We start from the raw sequence: 10,947 nt of genomic DNA, 5'->3' as shown, positions 1-10,947 counted from the left end.
GTGCCCGGGCGTGCCTACGGCGCGTGCTCCCGGCCCAGCAGCTGCCGGGCCACCACGAGCTTGGTGGCGTTCTCGGTGCCGTCGGCGATCTCGGGTCCGATGGCGTCGCGCATGCGGCGGCTGATCGGGTGCTCGTCGCTCCAGCCGCGGTGGCCGAAGGTGAGCAGCGCCTGGTGGGTGGCCTCGACGCCGACGCGCGGGGCCCACCACTTGGCCATGTTGGCCTCGACGCGGTGCTCCAGGCCCGCGTCCTTGCGCCACAGCGCCTCGTAGGCGAGCAGGCGGGCGGCGTGCACCCGGGTGGCGTGCTCGACGAGCGGGAACGCCACGCCCTGGTGCTGACCGATGGTCTTGCCGAACGCGGTGCGCTCGCGGGCGAACGCCATCGCGTCGTCCAGCGCGGCCTGCGCGGAGGCGGCGGCCATGACGGCGATGAGCGCGCGGGAGTGGTCGAAGCCGCGCATGACGCCGACGAAGCCCTCCCCCTCCCCACCGACGACCTCGTCGTCGGCGGCGGTGACGTGGTCGAACTCCAGCGTGGCGCGGCCGCCGGCGCGGGCGCCGAGGTCGCGCAGGCGCTCCCGCTCGATGCCGGCGCGGTCCAGCGGCAGGTAGAACGCGGTCACGCCGCGCGCGCCGTCGTCACCGGTGCGGGCGAAGACCAGGCCGTGGGTGGCGTGGAAACCCAGCATGATGGACGTCTTGGTCCCGGTGAGGACCCAGCCGTCGTCGGCGCGCTCGGCGCGCAGCCCGATGGCGGCGGCGTCGGTGCCGTGCTCGGGCTCGGTGAGCACCAGGGCGACGACGGACTGGCCCTCGGCCACGGCCGGCAACCAGGCCGCCTTCTGCTCCTCGGTGCCGCTGCGGTCGATGATGCCGCCGATGAGCGCGGCGTTGAGCACCGGGTAGCAGGCGGTCACCTCCGCCTTCGCCAGCTCCTCCACGGCGATGCCGACCTCGACCGCGCCCAGGCCGCTGCCACCGTGCTCCGCCGGGATGCCCAGACCCGTCAGGCCCGCCCGTCCCAGCTCGGTGAAGAAACCGGGCATGAACGTGCCGTCGCGGTCGTGCCGGGCCGCGCCGGGCGCGATCCTCTCCTCGGCGAACGCCCGCACCTTGTCCGCCAGCGCCCGCTGCTCGTCGGTGAAACCGAAGTCCACGTCCTCACCTCCTCAGCCGTCGACCAGCTGCTCGCGCAGCTTGAACTTCTGGACCTTGCCGCTGGGCGTCGTGGGCAGCTCGCCCGCGTACTCCACGCGCTCGGGCCAGTACTGCTTGGCCATGCCCAGCCCGTCGAGGTGCTCGCGCAGGTCGGGCAGCTCGGGCTTGTCGCCCTGCGCCACGACCACCGCGCACGCCCGCTCGCCGAGCCGGTCGTCGGGGTAGCCGACCACCGCGACGTCCTTGATCGCCGGGTGGCGGCGCAGTGCCGCCTCGACCTCCACGACGGGGACCTTCTCGCCGCCGCGGGAGATGACGTCCTTGTCGCGGCCGGCGATGCGGATGCCGCCGTGGCCGTCGTCGCGGGCCAGGTCACCGGTGTCGAACCAGCCGTCGTCGGTGACGTTCGCGGCGTAGACGTCGGGGCGGCGGTAGTAGCCGAGGCACTGGGTGGCGCCGCGCACCTGGAGCCGGCCGGTCCCGCCGGGGCCCACCGGTTCCCCGGTCTCCTCGTCGACGATGCGCACCTCCATGCCGGGCACGGCCGAGCCGTCGCTCTCCGAGGCGCGCATCTCCGGGTCCTCGGGCCGGGTGATGGTCGGGGCGCCGTTCTCGGTCATGCCCCACAGGGCGTACAACCGGCAGCCCAGCACGTCACGGGCCTGCTCGACCAGCACCGGGGGGATGGGGGCGCTGCCCGTGGCGAACGCCCTGAGGTCGGACAGGTCGCGCCGCTGCTCCCGCTGCCGGTCGATGAGGTCGACCAGGAACGGCGGCGCGCCCATGAAGAAGGTGACCCGTTCCTCCTCCAGGACGCGCAGCATCAGCCCGGCGTCCCAGTTGTCGATGTGCACGCACGTCGCGCCCAGCAGCAGCGGCATGGTGAAGTTCCACGTCCAGCCCGCGTTGTGGGTGGTCGGCGAGCCCATCGCGGTGATCTCGTCGCCGGTCAGGTGCAACGCGTCGACCTGCATGCGGTTGGTGGCGTGCAGCGTGTTGTGGCTGTGCACCACGCCCTTGGGCTCGCCGGTGGTACCGGAGGTGAACATCAGGTAGGCGGCGTCATCGGGGCCGGCCCCGCGGCCCTCGGTGTCGCCGACCACGGCACCCTCGGTGCCCGGCTCGCCGAGCAGCGCGGTGTCGAAGTCCAGCGCACCCGGCAGGCCGGGCGTGCCCTCGGGCGCGTCGGCCGCGCCGACGAGCACGCGGTGCCTCATGGAGCCGACCTCGCGGGCGACCTCCTCGCTCAGCTCGGCGTGCGAGTGGCCGCGGTGCTCGACCGGTCCGATGTAGACGGGGCTCCCGGTCAGGCCCGTCATGAACGTCAGCTCGCGCTTGCGCATGATCGGCAGCACCGGGCCGGCGACGGCGCCGATGCGGGAGCACGCCAGCGCGGTGGCGATCAGCTGCCACGAGTTGGGCAGCTGGAGGGTGACCACGTCGCCGTGCCGCACGCCCAGCCCGGCCAGCCCGGCTGCGATCCGCTCGACGCGGGCCTCCAGCTCGGCGTAGGTGACGGTCTCCTTGTCGCGGCCGTCGGTGTGCCACACCACGACCGCCTGCCGGTCCGGGTGCTCGCGGGCCGCCCGGCGCAGGTCGTCGACCAGCGTCTCCTCGGCTCGCCACCACCCCTCGGCGAGGTACTCGTCCTTGGGTTCCGCGGACATCAGTTCTCCTGTGGGTCGTCGTGGTGGTCGGTCAGACGACGCCCCGCGTGTTCCCGCCGTCGACCAGCAGCAGGGCGCCGGTGACGAAGGCGGCCTGCCGGGAGGCGAGGAACGCGACGAGCGCGCCGAAGTCGTCGGGGTCGCCGACCTTGCGGAGCGGGACCTCGGCGGCCGCGGCGGCGGCGTCCTCGCCGGACGGGCCGCGCAGCGCCGGTGTGTCGTGGTAGCCGGGCGCGAGCACGTTGACCGTCACGCCGCTGTCGGCGAAGGAGTGCACCAGGTTGCGCGCGTAGGACAGCACGCCCTGGCGGGCGACGCCGGAGAGCACGTTGTGCGGCATGGGTTGGCGCACCGCCTCGGAGGTGATCAGCAGCACCCGGCCCCAGCCGCCACGCCCGAGGTGGGGCGCGGCCGCGGTGACGAGCGCGACGTGCGGGATCAGCGCGGTGTCGATCGCCTCGCGGTAGTCGTCGGGGCCGAAGTCGTCGACCGGGCCCTGCACGACGCCGCCGGTGTGGCCGACGGCGATGTCGATCCCGCCGAACTCGGCGGCGGTGTCGTCCACCCACCGCCGCACGGCGCCGGTGTCGGCGACGTCCACGACCTGGCTGCGCACCCGACCGCCGCCGGTTGCCGCCAGCTTGCCGTGCGCCTCGGCGAGCCGGTCGGCGTCGCGGGCGCAGATCGAGACGTCGGCACCCTCGGCGGCCAGCGCCGTGGCCACGCCCAGGCCCAGGCCGCTGCTCGCGCAGGCGACCATCGCGACCTTGCCGTCCAGTCCGAGGTCCATCAGCCCCTCCCCTCCCCCGCGCGGACGCGGTAGCCGTAGCGCAGCAGCTGCGGTCCGGCCGCGGCGGTGGTCAGCGCCTTCGGCTTCCACTCCAGTTCGGTCCGCCACCGGCGGTCGGCCCGGATGGGCACCCGACCGTGGTGGAACCGGTCGGGGTTGCCGGTGACGGTGTGGTTCACGCCCAGCTCGACCGTGCCGTCCACGTCGACCGGGTTGGGCCCGCTCATGCCCGCGAACGCCATGACCTCGTCGACCACCTCGCGCGGCCGGGCGGAGAAGTCCTCGTGGCGCACCCGCAGGTAGCGGTGGCGGCCGGCGAGGGCGAGCAGGTCGGAGGCCGCGTTGACGCCGGCCCAGGTGCCGGTGCTGCGGCCCGCGCTCATCTTCTCCACGTAACCCTTGTCCTTGCGGTACGAGTACGCGGTGGCGCGGGCGTCGCGCACGACGTGCAGCACGCGCACGTCCAACCCCTTCCGCCCGAGCAGCGCGGCGGCCTCCGCCGGGTACTTCGAGCCGTCCACCAGCACCTCCGAGCCCGAGGTGGACGCCGCCGCGCGGTACAGCTCGGTGGTCACGCCGGTCAGCCACCCGACGTCGGCGGGCGTGCGGCGCAGCCCCAGCGACTCGGCCAGCCGGGCGGGGGTGTGGCGGGCGCGCAGCCGGGCGGACTGCACGGCCTCGACCGCGGCGGCGGCGTGCGGGTCGGCGGCGACGCCGGTGCCCAGCACCCCGGACCACAGCGGGCACAGGGTGACCGGTTCGCCGCAGCCGCAGTCGGAGTTGGTGCCGTTGCGCAGCACCCCGTTGCGCCACAGGTAGTGCAGCTCACCGACGTGCAGCACGCCCGGGACCTCGTTGAGCACGTTGCCGATCATGGTGCTGCCGCAGCGCATCATGCCGGTGATGTAGAGGACCCTCACGAGCCACCGCCCTTCCGCTCCAGCAGGACGAAGTGCTGCGGCAGGTGCACGGCCAGGCCCATGCGGCTGTTGGCCTCCAGCAGGTCGCCGCCGTCCGGCGCGGCGCCGCGGTGCAGCTTGAGGTGGGCGACACCCGGGTCGAGGAACGTCGTCGCGGCGCGGAAGTCGCCCAGCAGCACCTGGTCGCGGGGGATCATCCGGGTCCGCGAGATCCGCACCCCCGCCTCGGCGAGCCTGCCCAGCAACCCCGACTCGACGGCCCGCCAGTACACGGCGGTGTGGGCCACGATCCCGTCGCACGAGCCGCCGGTCTCCTCGACCAGCGCGGCGGCCTCGGTCAGCAACTCCACCGGGTCGCGGTCGACCTCCACGCGGCGCGCCTCGGGCAGCTCCAGCAGGCCGGGCACCGCGCCGTCGTCGCTGCCGCGCAGCAGCACCTGGTTCTCCGTGGTGCCGAACCGCACCAGCAGCCGGAAGTCGATGAACGAGGCGAGCAGCCGCGGGTGGTCGAGCAGGCCCGCGGGCACCGGCAGCGTCACGCCGATGTCGGTCAGCGGCGCCTCGCCCAGCGTGGGCCGGAACGCCGACTCCGGGGTGGTGTCGAACGTGGTGCCCGACGCCTTGCCCTGCTGCTCGTCGGGCTGCGGCTCGTAGACGTAGTTGACGGCGCCGTCGCGGATCGTGGCCATCTTCATCAGCTGGCGGACCGTGAACCGGGGCCGCTCGGCGAACAGCGGGAACGCGGTGGGCAGGTAGGCCCGGAACGTCACCGTGATGTCCTCGCCGCCGTTGCCGAGCGCCGCGGCCTGGGCGAACTCCGAGCCGGGCGAGCTCTCGGTCATCGCCGGATCGGCCAGCAGCTGCCGCGTCTGGTTGATCGGGGAGCTGGTCTGTGCTGTCATCACTGCCTTCCTCGTCGGCTCTGCGGCGGGCGGCCCGTAGTCATGCGGCGATCGCCATGCGGCCGTGCACGACGTCGCCGATCTCGCGGGCCAGCCGGCCCGGGTTCGGGTGCTGGAAGATGTTGCGGCCCATGGCCAACCCGGCCGCGCCGGCGCGCACGGTGGAGGCGACGCGCTCCATCAGGACCTTCTTGTCGTCCACCGGTGGACCACCGGCCACGACGACCGGGATGGGGCACGCGGCGACGACGTCCGCCATCGCGCTCGCCGAACCGGGGTAGCTCACCTTGACCACGTCCGCGCCCAGGTCGGCGGCGAGCGTCGCCGAGTGGAGGACCAGCTCCGGGTCGTTCGAGTCCTCGATCTCGGGACCGCGGGCGTACATCATCGCCATCAGCGGGATGCCCCAGCGCTCGGTCTCCTCCGCCGTGCGGGACAGGTCCGCGATCTGCGCGGCCTCCTGCTGCGAGCCCATGTTGACGTGCACGCTCACCGCGTCCGCACCCAGCCGCAGCGCCGCCTCGACGCTGGTCACCAGGTACTTGGCGTCCGGGTCGGGCGCGTGCGACGTGCTGGCGCTCAGGTGCACGATCAGCGAGGTGCTCACGAAGTTCTTCGGGTTCAGGTGCCGCACGGTGCCCTTGTGCAGCACGACGGCGTCCACCCTGGCGGCGGCCAGCTCGGCGACCAGGTCGTCCAGCGAGTCGTCGGGGGTGACCGGGCCGTCCGCGACCGAGTGGTCCAGCGGGACGATCATCAACCTCCCGTCGCCGTTGCGGTCGATGCGGTCCAGGCGCAGGCGGGCGCCGAAGGACTGGGGCCGGCTCACGGGATCTCCCTTCGTGGTGGTGGGTCAGGCGGGGACGGCGGGCGTGTCGGTGTCCGCGCGGGCCAGGCCGAAGCGGTGGTAGAGGGTGCGCACGGCGTCGTGCACGCGGTCGCGCGGCACCAGGAACGTCGTCCTGGCCTGGCTGCACGACACGCACTCGGCCGGGATGCCCTCCGCGGCCAGCGACGACAGCGCCAGAGCGGTCAGGCCGGGCCTGCTCAGCAGGCCGGTGCCCACGACCGCGACCCGCCCGAGGTCCTCGCGCAGGGTCATCGCGCAGTCGTGCGCGCGCAACTCGTCCTCGATCGCCCGCACCGCCGCCTCCACGGCGTCGTCGGCCACGCACAGCGAGACGCGCAGCGCCCCGCCGGGCTGCGACCACCACATCGCGGAGTCGACCGCGATCTCCTGCCGCGCCAGCGCGTCCAGCACGCGGGCACTACCACCGACCAGGTCGCACTCGGCGTCCACGACGACCTGCGTCACCCGCTCGTCGTGCGTCACCGCGACCACTCCGGCCCGTCCCTCCAGGACGTCCGAGTCGAGCATCGCTGCTCCCCTTCCGGTTATCGTGCTTCCCCTGCCGCGCCCGGACGCATCGCGGACGACGATGTCGATGCCGTGCGCGGCGGCCAGCTCGACCGACCGCGGGTGCAGCACGCGCGCACCGGAGAAGGCCATCTCGGCCATCACCTCGGCGGGCAGCCGGTGCAGCAGCCCCGCGCCGGGCACCACCCTCGGGTCGGCGCGCCGCACGCCCGGCACGTCGGTGTAGATCTCGCACACCGCCGCACCGTGGGCGACGGCCAGCGCGACCGCCGACGTGTCCGACCCGCCGCGACCGAGCGTGACCAGCTCGCCGTTGCGGTCCAGGGCCTGGAAGCCCGCGACGACCACGACGTGGCCGCGGTCGAGCCAGAAGCGGACGTGCTCGACCTCGATGGAGGCGATGACACCCGCACCGGGCCGGCCCACGGCCCGCAGGCCCGCGTCCGGCCCCGACAGCGACACGGCGGGCACGCCGAGCTCACGCAGGGCGATGGCCAGCAGCGCGGCGGAGGCCAGCTCGCCCGTGGCGAGCAACTTGTCGGTCTCCCTCGGGTCCGGGGCCGGGCTGACCGCGGTGGCCGAGCGGACCAGGTGGTCGGTGGTGTCGCCGCGCGCCGACACCACGACCACCACGGCGGTGCCCTCGCCGCGCACCCGCCGCACCCGTCGCGCGATGGCGGCGACCTGGGTGTCGTCGGCGAGCGAACTGCCGCCGTACTTCTGGATGCTGATGTCCATGCCACTCCGTTCACGTGGAGTCCGAGGGGGTCCGGCGGCCCGCGGAACGGTCCGCAGAGCGGTACCGGCGAGCGGTTCGAAGCCCCGACACGTCCATGGGCTCGATTCCTGACGTGAAAGGGGTTCCCCGACCGGGGTGTCGCCCACGCTCGCGCAAACACGTGAACTCCGGATGCCGAACGGCACGCCCCGCACTCCCCGCCTCACATGAATGGGTGAGGACGAATGGCCGCACGACGGCGTCCGCCGGCGAATTGCCGGCGGACGCCGCCGAGTCGTTATCCGGATTCGCCCCCAAGCCCCCCGCGATCCTGCGCGATCACCCGCAACGCCAATTCGACGCGATTGGTGACCCGCAGTTTCGTGAACGCGTTGCGCACGTGCGTGCCGATCGTGTTCGGCGAGAGGGTGAGGCGGCTGGCGATGGCCTTGTTGGTCAAACCGCGGGCCACCAACCGGGCCACCCGCACCTCCGTCCCGGTGAGGTTGGCCCACTGCTCCGGCGCCGGCGGCGGGACCACCTCGTCCTCCACCGCCGCCCGGCCCGCACCCCGGCCGCCCAGGTCGGACAGGACCCGCCTGGCCCGCCGGGCCGCCGGCCGGGCGTCGCAGGCCACCCACGTGCGCTCCGCCTCGGCCAGCAACTCGCGGGCGCGCTCGTGGTCGCCGGCCCGGTGCGCCAACTCGCCCGCGTCGGCCAGCGCCATCGCCATCGCGGGACGCCGCTCCGTCATCCGGTGCAACTCGGCCGCCGACACCACCGCCGCCAGCTCACCCCGGTCCAGCCCCCGCACGTGGGCCGCCGTGGCCGCCGCCCACGGCACACCCGGGTTGCGGTCGCCGAGCTCCTGCGCGGTCCGCACCACCTGCGCCGCGCGCCGCCGGTCACCACGCCGCCGCACCAGCCTGAACAGCACCGGCGCGACCGGCGAGGTCGCCGTGGCCATGAAGGCCGTCAGGTCGGCCGCCGCGAGGACGCCCTCCGCGACCTCCGCCGCCTCGTCCTCGCGCCCCGCCGCGCACAACCACAGCACCCGCCGCCACGTCAGCTGCGCCGGGTCCACGTCACAGGCGCCCAACTGCTCCACCTCGCGCAGGTTGGCCCGCGCCGCCGCCAGGTCGCCACGTGCCGTGCGCGCCTCGGCCAGCAGCCGCAACGCCTTGGCCAGCAGCGGGCGCGCCGCCCGCGCCCGCGCCGTGCGCACCGCGACCTCCGCGTCGGCCTCGGCGTCCGGCAGCGCACCCCTGGCGACGCGCACCCGCGCCCGGTGGTAGCGCCACTCCGGCTCGATCCACGACGTGCTCAGCCGACGCGACTCCCGCTCCACCACGGCCAACGTCGAGTCGACCTCCTCGAACCGGTCCAGCGCGATCAGCGGCGGGCACAACCACAACCGCGGGTGGCGGCGCCACCCCACCGGCCCGATCCGGTCCGCCTCCCGCACCGCCGCCCTGGTCAGCTCCAACGCGCGGGTGAACTCCCCGTTGTGCAGCGCGACCAGCCCCTGCGCCGCCGAACCCAGCATCAACGCCTCACCGCGCCCCAGTCGCGTCGGGTGCTCCTCCGCCGCCTCCCGCGCGGCCGCGGGGTACCCGGTGGCGGCCAGCCGGTACGCCTGCACAGCCCCCAACTCGGCCCGGTGCTGCTCGGTCAGGTCCGGCCTCGCCAACGCCCTGCGCGCGTACTCGACCACCGCGTGCTCGTCACCGCGCGCGTACGCCGGGTCCGCCAGCGCCGCCAACGCGCACACCAGGCGCGTCTCGGTCTCCGCGTCCAGGTCCCGGTGCAGAGCCCGCACCGCGAGATCCCACGCCTCCCGACCCCGGTCGCCCGCGGTGAGCAGCCGCACCGCCTCCACGGTCAACCCCGCCGCACTCGGGTGCCCGTCACCGAGCAGGTCCAGCAGCTTCAACGCCAGGTCGGCCGCCTCCTGCGGCGCACTCGCCGCACGCGACCGCACGACCCGCCACACCGCCTCCACCACCGCGGGCGAACCACGCCGCCCACCGCGCTCCACGTGGTGCACGACCTCGTCCGGGCTGTGCCCCTCCTCCGCCACCACGTCCGCCGCCTCCCGGTGCAGCGCCATCCGCACCGGCTCGGCCAACCCCGCGTACACCACCCCGCGCACCAGGTCGCTGCGGAAACCCAACCCCCGCGGACCCGACACCAGGGCACCCACCTCGACCGCCTCGCCCGCGGCCGAGACCAGCTCACCGATCGGGCGACGGGTCAGCCCCGCCGCCTCGTGCACCGTGAACGGCCGTCCCAGCACCGCACCGGCTTCCAGCAGCGCCGTCACCGGCTCGGGCAGGTCCACCAGCAACGACCGCACCTCCGCGACCAACCAGTCCGGCAGCGGCAGCCCCTCGGCCCCCGCCACCACCTCGGCCCTACCGGCCCGCACCCGCACGTACCCCGCGGCGTGCAGGGCCCGCACCACCCCGCGCACCAGGTCCGGCTGACCGTCGGCGATCGCGGCCAGGGCGAGCACCTCCGCGTCCGCCTCCGCCCCCACCGCCTCCTCGCACAACCGCCGCACGGCGTCCTCGCCCAACCGCTCCGGCGTCAACCGCCGCGCACCGTCCGCCAGCAGCGCATCCACCACACCCCGCACCGAGGCCGAGGCCAGCGGCGGGCGCAGCGACAACAGCCACAGCACCGGCGTCGAGGCCAGCGCGGGCACCAGCACGCGCAGCGCCAACGCGGTGAACTCGTCGGAGTGGTGGAAGTCGTCCAGGCTGACCAGCAGGCCCCTCCCCGCCGACAACCGCACCAACCGCGACCGCAACCGCTCCAGCGCCGCCATCCGGTTGCCGTCCAAGTCACCCAGACCCGCCTGCCCCGCACCCAACGCCACCACCAGCGTCGACAGCGGCGCCACCCGGTCCAACCGCGTCGCGCGACCGTGCACCACCGGCACACCGCGCGCCCCGGCCTCCGCACGCACCCGCTCCACCACGGCACGCCGGCCGAGCAGCCCGGACTGCTCCACCACCAGCACGCCGCCCTCGCCCCGGGCCAACGCCGCGAGGGCCTCGTCGACCGCCTCGTCGACCGGTAATCGCGTCGTGGGCGGCAGTGCGATCGGCTCGATGCCTTCCTCGAGCACGGAATTCCTCCTCACCTGTCACGGACACTCGTGCACGGGCCCCCAGGGCTCGCCGATTGCCCCGCCCATCTGGTACCCGGCACCACACCCCCGGCGGTCGTCCGATTGGCCGCTTCGCCCTCACGACTAGGCCGATCCGGTGATTCCGCATCGCGCCCCACCATCCGGGCGCCACGCCGGGAACAGCCGTCTACAGGCATTTCGCGGATTCCCGAAGGAATCGCGCACCACCCCGACGCCGAACGCTTTGCGTAGTCCGCGGCACGAGCGTCAACCCT

At 74.4% G+C, this 10,947-nt stretch carries 8 protein-coding genes; all 8 read right to left on the bottom strand.

The window, feature by feature from the left end; translation table 11 throughout:
* Positions 1–14 precede the first annotated feature (14 nt).
* The 8 genes from J2S66_RS06870 to J2S66_RS06835 all read right to left on the bottom strand — a co-directional run bounded on the left by J2S66_RS06870 (position 15) and on the right by J2S66_RS06835 (position 10,669).
* Positions 15–1,160 (bottom strand): acyl-CoA dehydrogenase family protein, encoded by a 1,146-nt coding sequence (locus tag J2S66_RS06870; RefSeq protein WP_310305167.1) that lies wholly within the window; start codon positions 1,158–1,160, stop codon positions 15–17.
* Between the two features lie 12 nt (positions 1,161–1,172).
* Entirely contained in the window at positions 1,173–2,828 is a 1,656-nt protein-coding gene (locus J2S66_RS06865) for an AMP-binding protein (RefSeq protein WP_310305165.1), read from the bottom strand.
* Between the two features lie 31 nt (positions 2,829–2,859).
* The gene (locus J2S66_RS06860) at positions 2,860–3,618 is read right to left on the bottom strand and encodes an SDR family oxidoreductase (RefSeq protein ID WP_310305162.1); all 759 of its coding nucleotides are present in this window, start codon (positions 3,616–3,618) and stop codon (positions 2,860–2,862) included.
* The gene (locus J2S66_RS06855; protein WP_310305160.1) at positions 3,618–4,538 is read right to left on the bottom strand and encodes a sulfotransferase; all 921 of its coding nucleotides are present in this window, start codon (positions 4,536–4,538) and stop codon (positions 3,618–3,620) included. The genes J2S66_RS06860 and J2S66_RS06855 overlap by 1 nt, the downstream gene beginning before the upstream one ends.
* Positions 4,535–5,440 carry a family 3 encapsulin nanocompartment shell protein gene (locus J2S66_RS06850; protein ID WP_310305156.1) on the bottom strand — a complete coding sequence of 302 codons (906 nt, stop codon included), beginning with the start codon at positions 5,438–5,440 and terminating at the stop codon, positions 4,535–4,537. The genes J2S66_RS06855 and J2S66_RS06850 overlap by 4 nt, the downstream gene beginning before the upstream one ends.
* Before the next feature lie 40 nt (positions 5,441–5,480).
* On the bottom strand, positions 5,481–6,269 hold the full coding sequence (locus J2S66_RS06845) for a 2-amino-3,7-dideoxy-D-threo-hept-6-ulosonate synthase (protein WP_310305153.1): 789 nt from the start codon (positions 6,267–6,269) through the stop codon (positions 5,481–5,483).
* A gap of 24 nt (positions 6,270–6,293) precedes the next feature.
* Complete coding sequence (locus tag J2S66_RS06840) at positions 6,294–7,556, bottom strand: aspartate kinase (protein ID WP_310305149.1); 1,263 nt, start codon at positions 7,554–7,556, stop codon at positions 6,294–6,296.
* Positions 7,557–7,834: 278 nt separating this feature from the next.
* Positions 7,835–10,669, bottom strand: coding sequence for a LuxR C-terminal-related transcriptional regulator (locus J2S66_RS06835; protein WP_310305144.1), 2,835 nt, complete (start codon positions 10,667–10,669; stop codon positions 7,835–7,837).
* Between the last annotated feature and the right edge of the window lie 278 nt (positions 10,670–10,947).

This window comes from Saccharothrix longispora (assembly GCF_031455225.1).
Classification (GTDB): Bacteria; Actinomycetota; Actinomycetes; order Mycobacteriales; family Pseudonocardiaceae; genus Actinosynnema; species Actinosynnema longispora.
The sequence above is the reverse complement of the archived record's forward strand: the minus strand, read 5'-3'. Positions and strand labels throughout refer to the sequence as shown.

Bases quoted from the DNA above. Each gene is read 5' to 3' on its own strand.
- J2S66_RS06865 (WP_310305165.1), bottom strand. From the start codon at position 2,828: ATGTCCGCGGAACCCAAGGACGAGTACCTCGCCGAGGGGTGGTGGCGA.
- J2S66_RS06850 (WP_310305156.1), bottom strand. From the start codon at position 5,440: ATGACAGCACAGACCAGCTCCCCGATCAACCAGACGCGGCAGCTGCTG.
- J2S66_RS06860 (WP_310305162.1), bottom strand. From the start codon at position 3,618: ATGGACCTCGGACTGGACGGCAAGGTCGCGATGGTCGCCTGCGCGAGC.
- J2S66_RS06840 (WP_310305149.1), bottom strand. From the start codon at position 7,556: ATGGACATCAGCATCCAGAAGTACGGCGGCAGTTCGCTCGCCGACGAC.